Below are 17,281 nucleotides of genomic sequence, written 5' to 3' on the forward strand. Positions count from 1 at the left end.
CTAGTTGTTAAGACCAATCAGGTGTAACATTTTTAACTTCATCAATAAATATTTTTATTCCTCAAATCATTGCCAGCTCACAAAAGTTACCTCTACGTTTCTATGACACAAAAAAGTACGTACTTTTTTTGAGAGTTTCTTAGCAGCATAATGAGTAAGCAATCAAATAATCACAAAACATGGAGGACTAAAAATGATTACTCATTTACAAGATACAATCACTTTAAATAATGAGCTTCAAATGCCTGGTATGGGTTTAGGGGTTTTTCAAGTAGAAAATGATGCTACAGCTGAGATGGTAAAAAACGCTATTGAGGTTGGCTATCGAAGTATCGATACTGCTGCTATTTATGGCAATGAAACAGGTGTAGGAGAAGGTATTAAACAAGCTCTAGCATCTACTGGCTTACGTCGTGAAGATTTGTTTATCACATCTAAAGTATGGAACGATGGTTTAAGCTATGATGAAACAATTGCAGCATATGAAGAGAGCCTAAAAAAATTAGGATTAGATTATTTAGATCTTTATCTAATTCATTGGCCTGGTAAAGATAAATATGCTGAATCGTGGAAAGCACTTGAAGACCTATATGAACAAGGCAAGATCAAAGCAATCGGTGTATGTAACTTCACTGTAGCACACTTGGAAAACTTATTATCATTTGCTCGTATTAAACCTGTTGTGAACCAAGTGGAATTCCACCCACGCTTACAACAAGTGGAGCTTCGTTCATTCTGTGACAAGCACCAAATTCAACTTGAAGCATGGGCACCTTTAATGCAAGGTGGACTTCTTGAAGATGAAACAATTTCAAAAATCGCAACAAAATACGGAAAATCAAATGCTCAGGTTATTTTACGCTGGGATGTACAAAATGGAGTAATTACAATTCCAAAATCAGTACGTAGAGAGCGTATGATGCAAAACGCTGATATTTTTGACTTTATTTTAACAGACGAAGAAATGGCATTAATCAATGAGATGAATCGTGAACAACGTGTTGGACCAAATCCAGATGAATTTGACTTTGCTCTATAAAAAAAGAGGAGAGAGACTGTCTTGTATATGACAGTCTCTTTCTCCCCTCATTATGATGTCTGCTGCATGGCGATATCATCATCACGTTGTTTTAACAGAACATCTTCACCTTTATCCTGTAATAATTCAACATGTTTTTCACCCCACGTACAAAGCATGTTCAGAATTGGTTCCATTCCTTGTCCATAAGGTGTTAATGAATACTCAACTTTTGGTGGTACTTGATTGAAGACCTTTCGATTGATTAACCCAGCCTGCTCCAGTTCCCTTAATTGGTTTGTGAGCATTTTTTGTGAAATACCTGGAATCAATCGTCGAAATTCGTTTGTTCGAATTTTACCATGGTGGTTTAAATGACAAAGAATAACTGGTTTCCATTTACCCCCAATAACTTCTAGTGTAGCTTCGACACCAATATTGTAAACTTTTTGCATCGTAAACCTCCTGTAATATCCAAAAGTAACGAAAAGTACTCTACATATCTTTTTGGTATGTATGAATATTACTACACAAAATAAAAAAAGCAAAGGAGATCGTAGTAAAATGTCAAAATCAAAAAAGCCAAATGCTAAACTCACCTTACTAGCACTTGCTATCAGTGCATTTGGTATAGGGTCCACTGAATTTATCAGTGTCGGACTTTTACCATTAATTACAGATGACTTTGGTATTTCTCTTAGCACAGCTGGCTTAACCGTTTCTATATACGCACTAGGGGTAACTGTTGGGGCTCCATTATTAACAGCTCTAACATCCCGCCTTAGTCGAAAAACCGTATTATTGCTTGTCATGTCCATTTTTATAGTGGGTAACCTAGCAGTCGCTTTAGCTCCTAATTTCGCTTTACTATTAATCGGACGTATTATTTCAGCATTAGCACATGGTGTGTTTATGTCCATCGCTTCTGTTATAGCAGCCGATGTAGTGGAACCAAATAAACGAGCAAGTGCTATCGCCTTTATGTTTACTGGCTTAACATTAGCTACTGTAACAGGTGTCCCACTCGGTACATTTATTGGACAAGTAACAGATTGGCGTATGTCATTCATTTTTATTGTCGTCATTGGAATTGTCGGTTTATTTAGTAATGCATTGTTAGTACCTAGCCAATTATCGAAAGGCAATCCCATCTCTATTCGTGATATTGGCAAAGTATTAGGCAATATTCGAATGATCTTAATACTATTTATTACCGCAATTGGATACGGCGGTGTTTTTGTTGTCTACACATATGTTTCACCTATTTTAGAGCAATATATGGGGTATTCCCCACATGCAGTCGTCATTATTCTAGTTGTCTATGGTATTTGTGTAGCTATCGGTAATACTCTAGGTGGTCATTTTGCTAATCATAATCCACTACGTTCCATCTTTATTATTTTTGTTGGACTTGCATTGGCATTACTTGGCATTGGCTTTACTCTTGAATCACCTATTATGGGATTAATGATGGTGCTGACAATGGGATTGTTTATGTTTATGAATGTCCCAGGATTGCAGCTATATGCTGTTCTACTATCTGAAAAATATATTCCATCAGCAATTTCAATGGCCTCAGCATTGAATATTTCCGCTTTCAACATAGGCATATTTTTAGGCTCATATATCGGAGGCTTTATTATTCGCCACCAATCGTTGGCGCATACGCCTATATACGGATTCCTGATGGTTATGCTAGCAGCAATTGTTACACTTTTATGGTTACTTTTCGATAACAAAAAACAATAACTCTCTGAATTTCATTTTGTATAAAAAAGTAGTAGAGAATGTGTATTGTTTGTTGATATGTTGTATCCTATAATTTACTTGAACCAAACGAGAATGATTATCATTCTAATTTAAAGGAATACTGTTTTAGTAAATCTATAGGAGTGAATAAAATGCGTAGAGGTCGATATTTTTCATTTGTAGTTTTCTTTGCACTAATATTCGTATTAAGTGCCTGTGGCTCAAATGAAGTAAAAGAGGATACAGCTACAGAAGAACAATCATCTAAAGATACAAGAATTGTAGAAGACGAGTTTGGAAAAGTAGAAATTCCTACAAATCCACAGCGTGTAGCTGCTATCTATTTGGAAGACTATTTAACTGCTTTGGATGTAAAACCCGTTGTGCAATGGTATCACCCATCTTGGGGAAAACAGGATTATTTAGGATTAGATGTCCCTGAGTTCGACATTACTGGTAGCATGGAAACATTATTACAAGCCAAGCCTGATTTAATCATTGTAGATGGTGCCGCAGATAAAGCAAAGTATGAGGAGTACTCAAAGGTAGCGCCTACTTACCGCTTGAAGGAAGATATTCTACAAGATCCACGTGAAATTGCAAAAACAATAGCTAATGTTTTAAATATTCCAGATAAAGCAAAAGAAATGGTTGATCGATATGAACAACGTGTTTCCGATTTAAAAGCAAAACTAGATGAATCAATTGGAGACGAAACAGTCGCTGTTGTACGACTAAATGTAGCAGATAATACATTAGCGCTATTTGGCATTAAAAATCGCTACTCTGGCTATATTTACACAGAGACAGGCTTAACACCACATCCATTAGCCCATGATATGGCAGAGTCCCAAGAGGTCTTATCAGAAGAGGCTATCACGGAATTAGATGCGGATCATATCATCCTTTTCCCTTCAAACGGTACATGGGAGTCTAAAGAAAACCAAGAAGCTATTAAATGGTTAGATAGTACACTATGGAAAACACTCCCTGCTGTAAAAAATGGGCACGTCTATATCGCTGACCGCACATATTGGCAATCAGGCGCAATCACAGCCAATTTGCTAAAGTATGATGATCTAGAGAAATGGTTCGTCAAATAATTTTCAAAAGAAAGCTCTTAACGAGGGCTTTCTTTGGCTTAGTGTTAAAAAACAAAATAATCAATAGCACTTTTGTGAAGGAGAACATGGATAGGTGTTGTCACTCATCACTTCTTCACATTGAAATAAGTGCCTATTCTCTCTTTAATAGACTTTTTTGTTCCCTACTGCTAGTACGAAAGAAGAAAAGACACGTTAGCAGCATAGTTGATTGGAGTGGAGCCAGCGTCACTCCAAGGGGATTTAGTGTCACAGATGAGACCCTGGAGCGAACGTAAGTGAGTGAAGCGGCTCATCGGACGCCCCCTGGAAAGGACGCTGGCGGAGCGGAAATCAACCCCTTGCCTTGCTAAACGGGCTTTTTCTACTAGTCATATGATCTTTTTCAACAATATGAAGAACGCTCTTAATGAGGGCTTTCTTTGTGTTGTTATGCCAATTCAACACAAAGGGGTGAATTATCAATGGGTAACTTAACACATGTTTATACGTTACAAAATATCTCTTATGCAATTCAATCATCAAAAAAATTATTGATTAGTAGTGATTTCTATACACTTTTCATCGTAATGAATGGTAGTGGAAAACTAGAAATAGATCATGACACCATTCATTTTAGTGAAGAAAAGTGCATATTGATACCGCCAAATAACACGGTTAGTATCCACATTCAAAGTGAGCACCTTTGTTTTTATCAATTACAATTCAACATTGTCAATCTCAGCAATAGTCAGAATTCATATAGTCATTTTACAAGTATCATCGAACGACATCTTCTCCCCTTTTCACAATGTCATAGACTGCTAGAAGTCATCTATCAGAACCGGTTAGCGGAGCATGAACACACGATTTTTGAGCAGCATGTGCACTTTCAAGAGCTGATGTTATTGCTCTTACATCAAACCATACCCAAGCAGATGCAAAAAAATGATCGCCAATCTGTTGAGCAGTCCATTAACCATTTACATAAACATTTTGAAAAGGAGTGGACAGTTGAGCAGCTAGCACAGCTAGCTGACGTACCAAGGTGGAATTATACGCGCATTTTTAAAGATATTACGGGACAAATTCCCCTTCACTATTTAAATAACATACGTATTGAAAAAGCTAAGCAACTATTAATGACAACAAATGATCGAGTATTTGAAATTAGCCAATCTGTCGGATTTAATAATGAGTATTATTTCAATCGTCGTTTTAAAGAACATGTCGGCATCTCTCCAGGACAATATCGAAGAAATCAAAGCAGCCATCTACGTGTATTTGCACCATTCTTAGAAGATTTCTTTGTTGCGCTTGGGATTACGCCAATTGCTCAATTCAGTCATGCAAAATGGGGAAAACAAGACTATTTAGGTCTACAGGAAGTGCCAGATATCGATGTACAAAATAGAGAAATGGATCGACTCCTTTACTATAAGCCGACTTTAATTATGCTAGATTCTGGTGTAGAGCGTTGGGAATCCTTTCACCATTTAAATGAGGTAGCCCCCGTCTGCCATCTCTCACACCCTGGAGAGAATTGGCAATCTACTTTATTTAAAATTGCAGATCTAACAGGAAAAACCTCCTTGATGCAAGACGTAATCCTACAATATGAAGATAAAGTACAACAAGCAAAAGGAATTCTTAGCAAATCTGTTTATAGGCAAAGTGTGGCATTTCTCCGTATTTCAGCCATTGGCATTACTCTATACGCGGGCCCTGAATGTGGCTATACGGGCCCCATTTTATATCGTGACTTAGGTTTAATGCCACATTCACTAGTATGGAGTATTCCGCACAATCAACGTAAAGCACAACTGACATTTGCTCAATTGTTGCAATTAGATGCTGATCATTTATTTATTACCTTTGATAAACAACATTCCATTTATGAAAATGAGGAACGTGCTATTTTAAAAACTCCTACTTGGAAAAACCTAGCTGCCGTTAAAAGCAACTGTGTCTATGAAGTAGACTTTTTAACATGGATGAATTATGGCATTTTATCACATAGTAAAAAAATTGATGATGTCTTGAATGTACTTGGCTAAAAGGAAGCTTACTTTAGCTTCCTTTTTAAATGTTTGTCCTAAACATTGCACTGCTAATAACACCGAAAGCCGTTTGGCTACATAAGATAAGGTATCAGTTATAGGATAGGAGGAATGACCTTGTATTACAATCCTTATCCGTATTTTGTGCATCCCTATCATTATCCAACATCGCCTATCGCTAATCATTTTGCCACTAGACCCTTTTCGCAACATCTAGCAATGCCGACCAATAATCCTTTTCCACCTATCGATACACACAAATTAAAAGCTTCAGCATCACGGATAAAGGCGATGATGCAACAAGCCCAATTACTTACGGATAAAATAGATAGCTCCCAACAATTCGCACATGATTTAATGAATGCTGCTCAACTTTCAAATAAAACAGAGGTTGAAAAATTAATCACATCAACAGGCATTACGGTGAAATTTGAAACAAACTATACACCAGACAGTTTTAGAATACGTCTTATTGATCATGATTGTTGTGGAGTCACCTTAAATTTGAATTGGTGAAAATTCCTAGTGAACTTGTAAACTATAAAAAACTATGCTAAAGTGTTTGTATTGTTATTTCTGAAAATTCTTATATTACTTTTCTTATCAAGAGAGACGGAGGGATTGGCCCGATGAAGTCTCAGCAACCAGCTAACAGTATGGTGCTAATTCCAATTGGCAAAATGATCAGCCTTGAAGATGAGAAGAAGAACTACCGTTGTTTCAAGCAGGAGTCCTCTTCTATTAGGGGACTCCTTTTTATTTACCACTATTTTTTACAGAAAGCAGGGAAATCGATGTCGAATGAACTTTTGCAAGCATTGGAATTATTAAAATCGAAACAGTGGGTTGACTTAACACATACTTTCGGCCCTAATTCACCACATTTTTTTATGTTTGAGGACGCTAAATTTGAAACATTATTTTCTCATAAGGATGGTTTCTTCGCTCAACAATTCACGTTCCCTGGTCAATATGGCACACATATCGACCCACCCATTCATTTTGTGCGAGATACTCGCTACTTAGAAGAATTAGAACTAAAAGAGCTTGTTCTCCCCCTTGTTGTTATTGATAAATCACAAGAGGCTGCGAGCAACCATGATTTTACATTAAGTGTAGAAGATATTCTTAATTTTGAGGACAAGCATGGAGAAATTGAAGCAGGAACATTTGTTGCATTACGTACAGATTGGAGTAAGCGCTGGCCAGATAAAGAGGCTTTCAGTAATAAGGATGCAGATGGACATAACCATATCCCTGGCTGGGGTTTAGAAGCTTTACAGTTTTTACTAACAAAACGTAAGGTAAGCGCAATTGGTCATGAAACATTCGATACAGACTCTGCTGCTAATTTTCGTAAAAATGGCAAGCTAGATGGCGAATATTTTGTGCTTGACCAGGACACCTATCAAATTGAGCTAATGACTAATTTAGACAAGCTACCTGCGAAAGGCGCTATCATCTTCAATATCGTACCTAAGCCAGAAAAAGCATCTGGCTTCCCTGTGCGCTCATTTGCTATTTTGCCATAACATAAAAGTCGGTATAGCGTATACCGACTTTTATGTTTGTCCATTTCTTTTTTTGAATAAAAAGTAAGCAATAAGCATCCCTACAATAAATAAAAGGATAAGATAGATACTATAATGAGTTAAATAGTATCCAACAAATCGCCATTTCTCTCCAAGCATCTCTCCTAATGATATAAATGTGAACGTCCAAATAAATGCCCCTATATAGGCAAAAAGTGCAAACTTTCTATAAGGATAATTATTAATAGCCGCAATATATGCTGTCAAATGGCGTACTCCTGGAATAAAATAGCCAATTAATAATAGGGTAGGTCCTATTTTTGTAAACATCTTTTTCGTAAAGTCAATTTTTTGCTCTGTAATATGAATTCTAGGGCCATATTTCTGCAGTAACGGTAAGCCAAAACGATAACCAATATAGTAGCTTAAGGTAATGCCTCCAACCGCACCAATCATTGCACTGCCCAAAGCAGGAATGTGTTCAAGACTTTCTCGGTAAACACTATAGCCTACATAAGTTAGAAACACCTCATCAGGAAGTGGCACCCCAACAATACCTCCAATTAGAATCACGATAATCCCAAAGTATCCGTAATGTTCAATTAGAGACTGCACGTGATGTGCCATAAATCATCCCACCTAAAATTTATTAAAATCTACCTGCTATATATAGTGTAACCTCAGCGCTCTAAATGACTTGAAGCTGACGTAAAGCAAAATTGATACCGCCATCCGTAGATTTCTTTGTAACAAAATTGGCAGCTCTTTTTAGAGCTTTACTACCATTTCCCATAGCAATTCCTACTCCTACATACTCCAACATATCAATATCATTATCCCCATCCCCAAAGGCAATCGCATTCTTAGGGTCAATATTAAAATAATCAAGCACCGCTTTAATAGCTATAGACTTCGAAACATCCTGCTGTAATACATTCACAATATAAGGATGCCAACGCTGTAAAAATATATTCGAAAATTGGCTAGTATATCTTTTTTCTGCCAGCTCATCCGCATATAAACACATGAGAAAAACCTCTTCATCTACAATTCTTTCATTTATAAGTGGAAAATCCCGTAAAGATAAAGTTTCTTGCATCGCTCTTAAAGCTACTGGACTTTGTATGCTATTCATGGATAGCTGCTCTGTAAAAAATGTTAGGCTATGCTGCTGTGTCTGTGCAAAAGCCTGTACATTGTGGACAATTTCTTTGGCAATCGGAGTTTTATGTATGACAAGTTCCTTATGTTTTACATAGGCTCCATTTGCTGTAATAAAGGTTTCAATCCCCAGCGCTTTTAACTCATAGCACATAGATAAGGGTCTTCCAGTAGCAGCTACAAGATGGATTCCCTTTTCTTGCAATAGCTGAATAGCTTGTTTTGTACTTTCTTCCACACAGCCATCCTCGTAATTAATCAATGTGCCGTCTACATCAAAAAACACGATATTACACTTCATTTTGAGTATCTCCATTATAGTTATTTAGAACCAATAAAATTAAATTTATAATTTTTATCGCTTGAAATATGTGAAAGTATTTTGACAAAATTTAAGTAAACTATACAACTTCCATTTACACCACCGATAAAAACTATTACAAGCGTATTTATAATAATATTTAACTAAAAATTCCTTGAATATTTTTATTTTAATAATTCTAAAGGAGTATACCAAAGAACACAAAATTGTTAAAATAAAAGATAATAACTTAAATACATTGAACGATAAAATCTTACGTATAAATAGAACAAAAGAAATAAAAATTTAGAACACGCAAAGGAGTTGATTCTTATGGCATTTAACATTTACTACTATGAAAGTAGTGTTGATTGTAAATTTTGCAAAAAGCAGTTTACAACATATAAAGTTCGCCCTAATCGATATAAAATTATCGAAGAACAAACGGATTTCATGCCTGTTTACGATGGTCTAAACCCTTTGCTATATGAAGTTGCTGTATGTCCACATTGTGGCTATGCCTACCATAAATCTATGACACGAACATATGGACCTTTCATGCTACTCATTGATGAACTATACATTAAAGAGCTCCAGAAACCTATGGATATCTGTCAGGAACGTACAATTGATAATGCCATTATCAGTTTTAAGCTCGCCTATTTAGTATCCCGTGCGTCAATGGAAGAATCTCTTTTAATGGCGAATTTCGCTTTAAAAATTGCTTGGCTCTATCGATTAAAAAAGGACGAAGAATCCGAAAAGCGTTATCTTTTTGCAGCTAGAGACTTTTATAGTAAATCCTTTGCCTCTAATCAAGAAGGTGGAGAGAGAATTCAGTTTTTACATGCTGAATTAAGCCTTCGACTTGGTGATATTCCTGAAGCAAAAAAAGGATTTTCACGCTTAATCGCTGATCGAAATGTTTCGCCAAAATATCGCAAGCTTGCACGCAATCGTTGGGAAAATTATAAATATGACGAACAACCCATAACAATTAATGAAATCATTAATTAATGGGACGAGGAGATGACTAATTATGTTGCTATTTCAAAAGAAAATTGATGTGAGAGAAGAGGATATATTTTCAGAGCTACATCATTTTTTATTAAGAAAAAATAATCGCTACCTAACAAACGAAGAAGTTGTCGCTCTAACAGGCGTATCATCTGAGCTGCTTTACAAATGGGTAAAAGGAGGAAAATTAAAGAACTCCATTTTTCCTAATTTAGGGGCGCCATGCGAACGATGTGGACAGATTACGCAAGCTAAAATTTGCGTGAGCTGCTCTTCCTCCATTGTTGGGACATTAAAACAAGAAGAAAAGGATCGTGCATGGTTTAACCAAATTCAACGTAACCATGTAAGAGCAAGTACGTATCACTATAAATAACATCCAACATCTCCATCAAATGGAGGTGTTTTTCTTTTTTACATACTAAATTTAAACTAATTTTAAACAAATTCTTCCTAAACTTTAAACTTGCCTTTCTATAATTAGTATCAATATAAAGTGAAGGGCTGATAATTAATGAGGAAAGCTAGGAAGCATAAGGTTTTATTAAGTTTTGCACTGGCAAGTTTAATGACAGTAAGTGGAGTAGTAAATGTCTCTGCTGCTGTCCCTGTAAATGAGGAGATTATTAAAAACGATTCTGCCGTCAAACAAGCTAGGACTTCTAATGAAGCATTACTTGATTGGAAAAAATGGGCGAATGACCATGCATACAGCCTGTCATCCATCCAGCCTGAAACGTTTAACGGACAAAAAATTCCCGCTAACAAATTTGACGATTTAGAGATGCTAAAACCTTTATTACATGATAAACGTATTGTCTTTTTAGGGGAAAGCTCTCATGGAGTGGCGCAATTCAATCTAGCGAAAACACGTTTAATACAATTTTTACATCAAGATATGGGCTATAATGTCCTTGCCTTTGAAAGTGGTATGGGTAATGTGATGAATGCTCAAGGACAAATTGATAAACAAGCAGCTCTACAAACGATGAAGGATGCCATTTTCGGCGTTTGGTGGACAAAAGAAACGTTGCCTCTGTTTGACTATGCAAAATCGACGCAAGCAACCGAGCAACCTCTTGTACTTACTGGCTTCGATATTCAACAGCAAGGAGCATTTACGAACGGAGATTGGCTGCAAAACCCCAAGTTGGCTCAGCAATTCAATGAAGCTGAGAAGCAACTTGCTGAATGGAGCTCTGGAAAAGATTTGAAGGGCTATCAAAAAGTAAAAGCTACTATAATTGATGTGTATAAACAGGTAAAATCACAAATACAAATCAAAGAAAAAGAGCTACAGGCAGCTTATCCAAAAGAGCCTCATATTGTAAAACTAATGGATCGCACTCTAGCAGATCGTATTCGACTAGCAGACAAATATATAGAGTTAACAATTCAGTCCAATATCGACATTGAACAAAATAATATAGAATCATTTTTGCAAACTATGGAATGGCGAGATCAAGCGATGATGGAGAACTTACTTTGGTTAGCTGAAGAGGTGTACCCAACAGAAAAGTTTATTGTATGGGCTCATAACGATCATATTCGTAAAGCACAATCGGATGTAATGGGATCTCCTTACCCAGTTAAATTAATGGGGGAACGTTTACCTGATATCTATAAGAAATATAGCTATGTCTTAGGTCTATACATGACTAGTGGAGAGACAGCAAATAATATGGGAGAACCTATGCCTGTTTTACCTCCTGTCAAAGGATCTATTGAAGATATTCTGTCTTCAACAAATAAACCTTACACATTCATCGATTTACGCAATCGTCAAAATGAACGAGGCAATTCATGGATGTTTGAACCACGCTTATCCTATAGTTGGGGAATGATACAGGAAAGTCTTGTTCCGCGCGACCAATACGATGGTCTACTTTTAATAGATCAGGTGAATAAACCAACTTATATCAAATAATCTCTCTTATTAAACAATAGCAAACTAGATTTCCTAGTTTGCTATTGTTTTAAGTATTCATCGATATAGTATCCCATTCTTCGCCTTGATATCCAATCATCCAAAATAAGCCCCTCCGTCTTTCCATCACAACACTTTCATTTAATGCTAAAGGAGCTTCTTGTCCATTGATGCGGCTATCTACACAAGCCCAATGTAATCTGTAAATTTTATCCGCCTCATCCACTATATCTTCCTTACTGCGCAGTACCGTTTGACCATAAAATTGCTCAAATGTCTCGCAACGAGAAACTACTTGAATTGCAAATTCACAATCACATACATCGTCAGGGAAATTTAGCTCTTCCACAAGACCCAATGCCCAAATAAGTATCCAATAGGCTTCATATTGCCATGATATATTGACTGCTTCTTGAGCACCAGGATGCTGAGCCTCAAGAAAGCATTTTTCATGCTCCGTTAAAAATTCATGCACCTCATATGTACGTAGCATATTGGTAAAGAACTCTCTAGACCCCTCAATATCACCCTTCTGTGCTACATCACAAGCAAATTGAATAACAATCAACAGGGCAACCGCTCTTCTTGCAATATCCTCTTGGCTTTTAAATTGAAGATTTTCTACTGGTGGTAGCTGAGGAAGCGAAGAAGCATAAGGTATCTCCTTCTCTGTTAAAAAAGCTATCGTTCTATTTTTTCGTGCCTCTCCCTGTGCTGATGTGACCTCTTGTGCATGTATCTTTCTTGTGCAAGCATGTGGTTGAAAATCAGATGGACCTGATTCTCCATTAGGATAAACAATAACTATACCGTTCTGATCCAACAAAGTACCATCTGATAGGAAACCAATCCCCCCTATGCTTGCTAGTAATTTTATAAATTGCTGCATATGGTCTTCTGTCATCTCTTTGTCCATTTCGATTGCAACGACCGTATTGAACACTGATATTTGAATCATTATGCGTTCTTTTAGCTGTTCATCTTTAAATGGAATTTTATCGTAAAAGCCCATCATCCCAGGTATATTTTTTGCAAAATAATCAGGGTTCGTATCTTCAGTTAAAATGTTTATAGAACATCTATATTTATTAAATAAACCTCTTGATTTTAATAAATATTCGTTTTCATCTTTTTCAATAATGAAGCTTTTTGCCAATACATCGGATAGTTTATCCTGAATATCATCTGTATCATTTTTGGAAGCGAATATCGTAAAATGGTTCAATCTACTCTCTCCTTAGTCGCATATAGCATTTTAATAACCAATTTTCCAAACAACTAAGCGCTTGGCTAAACAGCTGTTTATTTTTCCGTAGCACCTCATGTTCAACCCAATACGCCAGTAAAGGACGCCATTTTTCTTCGTCTATCATAGTTGTTGGTGTGATTCCCCGCTGCATCATCTGACAAACGGCTCGGATGGATGTTAGCCTCTCTACTTCGTTGCCATTTAACCACTCGTATAACGTCTCTGCGCTTGGTTGTGACTCAGCTAAAAGTGTATCCCACCCATCAATAGGAAACGTGACATAGGATCTCATCCAGTTTATAATATTTGGATGGTGAAATTGGCGTAGACGATATAGGGCAGTATAGGCATCAATTCTATCTTTTTCGATATCCATTAAGATAAAAGATTGTCCTTCATTAACTGGCAAACAATGTACTGTTACATAATCACGCAGCCAGTCAGGTACGTCAATCTGTCCTTGCCAAAGTTCTCTCGCCCAATTTCCCGCCTCACTCGGACATATCTTGACTAAAATTTCACTCCACGCCTTTTGTTCTGATTGAGATTGAGCTCGCTCTAACTTATGTCGAAGAGCCTGATACACCTGTACTCCATCAAAATGCAAAAATGCCTCCTGCACGCTTGTTTTTTTGACACCATGCATGGAAACATAATGAAGTAAAGATGCTAAGCTGGATTGAGCCTGCTGTAAATTAGAGCTTAAATATTGTTCTACCCAAGTTAGCCATAATTGTGAGCGATCCAATTCAATATCCAATCCATTTTCACTACAAAATTGACGATGCTGTCCGCAGTCTACTCCAATACAGCCTAAAGCCGTCATATTATCAACGTACGAATGAAAGCTGGCAGCAAGCAAATCAAGCTCATCATCTTCATGGCTCCAATACCAAACGGTTTCGTCGTCAAGCTTAAGAAGAAGAGCATCTCCATTACCAGCCGTAAAAAATTGTAAATATTGCTGTTCATACGATTCATCATTCTCTCCAAAGTAAGGAAAGTCTAGAGCTTTTAGGCTCCAGCCAAACTCACCAGAAGGCGTATCTAGCAATTCAGTGGGAAGTATCGCCTCATCTGGTAATGACCAATAAATACTTACTTGCTTTGAGCAATTTTTCAACAGTTGACGAAACCCATTAGGGATTTGTACTCCAAGTCTTTCCTCAACCTGCTGTAACTCTTGCTCGGTAGCGACTGGCCGTATTTCAATCGGATGAACATAAGCTCCCTGCTGCTTCAACCGCTCTACTAAATGATTCCAACGCTCAATCCACATTGTCTCTAACCTCCATATAAGGCTCATGTGATGTCATACTTCTTATTTATCGTCAGGAAATCATTTACTGATTAGGCTAACTTTAAATAGAATGACAAAATGCTATTATTTTACTGCCATCTAAACGTTCGTATATGATAAATGACTCAGCTATATTCATTCTTTTCTATTACGTCTTAATGAATTATTTTACTTTCTTTACTTCCATCATAATTTTGGTTACATACTCTTCTTCTCGATTTTTCATTACGGCATCATAAATGTATTCCTCGTATACATACTGACCTAGCTCATAACCCTTTTCATACATGACATTAAATAACCGTGTGTATGTCTCACCAAGTTTTGAGGAGGCGCCTACATGATAACCAATCAAAAATTCACCCTCTATCGCCTTAAAATAAGGATGCCCTTCTCTTGGATGAGGCTGCTCAATATACAAATAACTATAGTTATCGTAATTCCCAGCTAACACTTGCTCTCTTCTTGTTATCCCTCCAATGGGATACCCTGTATCTAATTGAGAGCGATCCAATTCCTCAATAAAGTCAGATACAGCCTTCACAAACTGCTCTTCTGTAGAATTCTCAATATTTTTACTCAAATATAATGTATCTTCAGGAAAATACTCAATCGTGATGTCCTTAAAATTTAGATGCAGTGCTTCCTCTGTCATTTTGATTTTGACATCAATAATATTTTCAATCATTTCTAGTTCTCTACGTTTCTTCGCAACATGCTCTTTTTGTTGGTGCATCAATTCTAAAAAATTTTCAGGTGATTTCTCTGCCATATAGTGTTGAATATCCTTTAAGGACATACCCACTGCCTTTAATAATTCAATAACACCGAAAAAATCATATTGAGCAAGTGAATAATACCTATAATCCTTACTATCCTTCATGATGGGAGATAATAAACCAATTTGATCATAATAAATAAGTGTCTGTTTATTGACCTTACATAATTTAGCAAATTCACCAGTTGTAAAATACTTTACATTTTTATTAAGCACTTTTTGAGTTTCCTCCCTTGACTATATAGTTACTATATACTTTAGATTGTACCTATTCAAAATAAAAATAGAAAGGTTTTGACATTATGTTCACGGAGATTCGTGACATTACAGTTTTTAACAAGAAAGAAATTTTAGCATTACGTATCGCTGACAATCAGCAACATTTTATTGAATCTACAGACCAATGCTTAGCAGAGGCGAAAATGGATGGACGCTTTACGCCTTTAGGTCTGTATAAAGATAACACCGCTATAGGCTTCGCTATGTACGGCCTATTCCCTCATGATGATTATAGTCAACGAGTATGGCTTGATCGCTATCTAATTGCAGAACAATACCAAGGACAAGGTTTGGGAAAACATTTTTTACAGCAACTTATTCAATATTTAACAGTAAAGTTCAACTGTCCTCAGATATATTTAAGTGTATATGACAATAACGCTGTAGCTATCCAGCTATATAAACAATTCGGTTTTATATTTAATGGTGAGCTAGATGATAAAGGGGAAAAAGTAATGGTTTTGGAGGTGCATGGTTATGACAACCATTAATCCAATTGAAACAAAGCCACTGAAACCATTATTTTTTTCATACTTATTCCCTGCAATGATCGGGATGCTTTTAATGTCCGTCAATATATTGGTAGATGGCATTTTCGTTAGTCATGGTGTGGGACCTACAGCGTTAGCTGGAGTGAATATAGCTGTTCCTATTTTCTCTATTTTGCTCTCTATTTCTCTATGGATTGGCATGGGAGGAGCTACTCTTTTCTCGATTTCTCTAGGAGAGGGCAATAAGCAACGTGCCCATCAACTATTTACATTGGCGTTTTCTACAATGCTAGTGGTTGTCATCACAATTATTGGATTTCTCGCGTTAAATCTAAAGGATATTTCTTATATATTCGGAGCGAGCGATGATACGTATCCATATGTGCAGGAGTATTTACATGTAATTTTGCTCTTTGGGATATTTTACACAATTGAAAATTTACTAAGCATTTTTATTCGAAATGATGGCAATCCAAAATTGGCTATGCTGGGCTTAATTACAACATCGGCTTTGAATATACTCTTAAATTATGTTTTCATCTTCGTACTAGATTATGGTGTAACTGGCTGTGCCTTAGCGACAGCAATAGCTACAATTATAGGTACGTCTGTGCTATGTCTCCATTTTTTCCATCCTCAATCTGATTTAAAATTTGTCACTTCATTTTTAAATCTATCAGATTTGAAAAAAATTTTTGCTATAGGTTTACCTAGCTTTATTGTTGAAGCTTCCGTTGCAGTTATCGTTATTTTGTATAACGTGACATTTTTACATTATTTGGGTGCGAATGGCGTTACTGCCTATGCAATGGTCAATTATATTCATACTGTCTTGCTAACTATTTTCCTTGGGATCGGTATGGCTCTACAACCGTTAGTTAGCTATCACCACGGGGCAAGATTATTAGAAAGATTAACAGCGTTATTAAAAATCGGTTTAGCTACCGCATTTATTTTAGGATTAATAACAGCTATTATAGCTCTTCTTTTCCCTTCTCAATTAATGGCGTTATTCGGAGATAGCTCATTTGAAATTCGCAGTATGGCAGCACAGGGCTTTGTGCATTTCGCCATTGGCTATGTATTTTTAGGAATCAACATGGTGTTCGCAGAATTCTTTCAATCCATTGAAAAAATTCGTATTGCCACAACAATTATGTTACTACGTAGTATTATCTTATTTATTCCTACTCTCATCATACTACCCAAGATACTTGGCTCGCAGGCTATTTGGTGGACCTTCCCAGTAGCAGAGGGAATTACAGCCTTGCTTATTTACTTGTTCATTAGGAAAAATCCAAGAACCCTTTCATCTCCTGAACATGCTTAAATAAAAG

General features: G+C 36.6%; 17 protein-coding genes and 1 riboswitch. Of the genes, 11 read left to right on the forward strand and 6 right to left on the reverse strand.

Translation table 11 applies throughout. The features are described from left to right. The first annotated feature begins 193 nt into the window (after nt 1–193). Nucleotides 194–1,039, forward strand: a complete 846-nt coding sequence (locus JIN86_RS15195; protein WP_202342312.1) for an aldo/keto reductase — start codon at nt 194–196, stop codon at nt 1,037–1,039. 50 nt (nt 1,040–1,089) lie between these two features. Here JIN86_RS15195 and JIN86_RS15200 read toward each other — a convergent pair whose 3' ends face one another. Beyond that, entirely contained in the window at nt 1,090–1,473 is a 384-nt protein-coding gene (locus JIN86_RS15200) for a winged helix-turn-helix transcriptional regulator (protein WP_004231672.1), read from the reverse strand. A 109-nt stretch (nt 1,474–1,582) separates the two neighbouring features. Here JIN86_RS15200 and JIN86_RS15205 point away from each other — a divergent pair, with 109 nt between their 5' ends. From JIN86_RS15205 to JIN86_RS15225, 5 genes are all read left to right on the forward strand, one after another. Next, nucleotides 1,583–2,767, forward strand: a complete 1,185-nt coding sequence (locus JIN86_RS15205; protein ID WP_202342313.1) for an MFS transporter — start codon at nt 1,583–1,585, stop codon at nt 2,765–2,767. A 152-nt stretch (nt 2,768–2,919) separates the two neighbouring features. After that, nucleotides 2,920–3,870 carry an ABC transporter substrate-binding protein gene (locus JIN86_RS15210; protein ID WP_004231669.1) on the forward strand — a complete coding sequence of 317 codons (951 nt, stop codon included), beginning with the start codon at nt 2,920–2,922 and terminating at the stop codon, nt 3,868–3,870. A gap of 464 nt (nt 3,871–4,334) precedes the next feature. Further along, entirely contained in the window at nt 4,335–5,906 is a 1,572-nt protein-coding gene (locus JIN86_RS15215; protein WP_004231668.1) for a helix-turn-helix domain-containing protein, read from the forward strand. A gap of 114 nt (nt 5,907–6,020) precedes the next feature. Continuing rightward, nucleotides 6,021–6,425, forward strand: a complete 405-nt coding sequence (locus JIN86_RS15220; RefSeq protein ID WP_237497303.1) for a YuzC family spore coat inner layer protein — start codon at nt 6,021–6,023, stop codon at nt 6,423–6,425. A gap of 81 nt (nt 6,426–6,506) precedes the next feature. Next, a riboswitch (SAM riboswitch) is annotated at nt 6,507–6,612 on the forward strand. Nucleotides 6,613–6,703: 91 nt separating this feature from the next. Next, the gene (locus JIN86_RS15225; RefSeq protein ID WP_202342315.1) at nt 6,704–7,441 is read left to right on the forward strand and encodes a cyclase family protein; all 738 of its coding nucleotides are present in this window, start codon (nt 6,704–6,706) and stop codon (nt 7,439–7,441) included. Nucleotides 7,442–7,471: 30 nt separating this feature from the next. Here JIN86_RS15225 and JIN86_RS15230 read toward each other — a convergent pair whose 3' ends face one another. Both JIN86_RS15230 and JIN86_RS15235 read right to left on the reverse strand, forming a co-directional pair. Further along, nucleotides 7,472–8,068, reverse strand: a complete 597-nt coding sequence (locus tag JIN86_RS15230; protein ID WP_004231661.1) for a DedA family protein — start codon at nt 8,066–8,068, stop codon at nt 7,472–7,474. Between the two features lie 61 nt (nt 8,069–8,129). Continuing rightward, entirely contained in the window at nt 8,130–8,903 is a 774-nt protein-coding gene (locus JIN86_RS15235) for a Cof-type HAD-IIB family hydrolase (protein WP_202342316.1), read from the reverse strand. Nucleotides 8,904–9,236: 333 nt separating this feature from the next. Here JIN86_RS15235 and JIN86_RS15240 point away from each other — a divergent pair, with 333 nt between their 5' ends. From JIN86_RS15240 to JIN86_RS15250, 3 genes are all read left to right on the forward strand, one after another. Continuing rightward, nucleotides 9,237–9,920: a DUF2225 domain-containing protein gene (locus tag JIN86_RS15240; RefSeq protein WP_004231657.1), complete on the forward strand. Its 684-nt coding sequence runs from the start codon at nt 9,237–9,239 to the stop codon at nt 9,918–9,920. 22 nt (nt 9,921–9,942) lie between these two features. Further along, nucleotides 9,943–10,296 carry a hypothetical protein gene (locus JIN86_RS15245; protein WP_004231651.1) on the forward strand — a complete coding sequence of 118 codons (354 nt, stop codon included), beginning with the start codon at nt 9,943–9,945 and terminating at the stop codon, nt 10,294–10,296. Between the two features lie 138 nt (nt 10,297–10,434). Beyond that, nucleotides 10,435–11,847 (forward strand): erythromycin esterase family protein, encoded by a 1,413-nt coding sequence (locus tag JIN86_RS15250; protein ID WP_202342317.1) that lies wholly within the window; start codon nt 10,435–10,437, stop codon nt 11,845–11,847. A gap of 49 nt (nt 11,848–11,896) precedes the next feature. On the opposite strand, the gene JIN86_RS15255 is transcribed toward JIN86_RS15250, so the two are convergent. From JIN86_RS15255 to JIN86_RS15265, 3 genes are all read right to left on the reverse strand, one after another. Continuing rightward, nucleotides 11,897–13,072, reverse strand: a complete 1,176-nt coding sequence (locus JIN86_RS15255; protein ID WP_202342318.1) for a DUF4272 domain-containing protein — start codon at nt 13,070–13,072, stop codon at nt 11,897–11,899. A gap of 1 nt (nt 13,073) precedes the next feature. Then, nucleotides 13,074–14,375, reverse strand: a complete 1,302-nt coding sequence (locus JIN86_RS15260) for an SMI1/KNR4 family protein (protein WP_202342319.1) — start codon at nt 14,373–14,375, stop codon at nt 13,074–13,076. Between the two features lie 184 nt (nt 14,376–14,559). Continuing rightward, nucleotides 14,560–15,390: a MerR family transcriptional regulator gene (locus JIN86_RS15265; protein ID WP_004231620.1), complete on the reverse strand. Its 831-nt coding sequence runs from the start codon at nt 15,388–15,390 to the stop codon at nt 14,560–14,562. A gap of 86 nt (nt 15,391–15,476) precedes the next feature. Between JIN86_RS15265 and JIN86_RS15270 the strand changes: the two genes are divergently transcribed. Further along, nucleotides 15,477–15,944: a GNAT family N-acetyltransferase gene (locus JIN86_RS15270; protein ID WP_202342320.1), complete on the forward strand. Its 468-nt coding sequence runs from the start codon at nt 15,477–15,479 to the stop codon at nt 15,942–15,944. Next, the gene (locus JIN86_RS15275; RefSeq protein WP_004231617.1) at nt 15,931–17,274 is read left to right on the forward strand and encodes an MATE family efflux transporter; all 1,344 of its coding nucleotides are present in this window, start codon (nt 15,931–15,933) and stop codon (nt 17,272–17,274) included. The genes JIN86_RS15270 and JIN86_RS15275 overlap by 14 nt, the downstream gene beginning before the upstream one ends. Nucleotides 17,275–17,281 lie beyond the last annotated feature (7 nt).

The organism is Lysinibacillus sp. HST-98 (genome assembly GCF_016757845.1).
In the GTDB taxonomy this organism is placed as follows: domain Bacteria; phylum Bacillota; class Bacilli; order Bacillales_A; family Planococcaceae; genus Lysinibacillus; species Lysinibacillus capsici.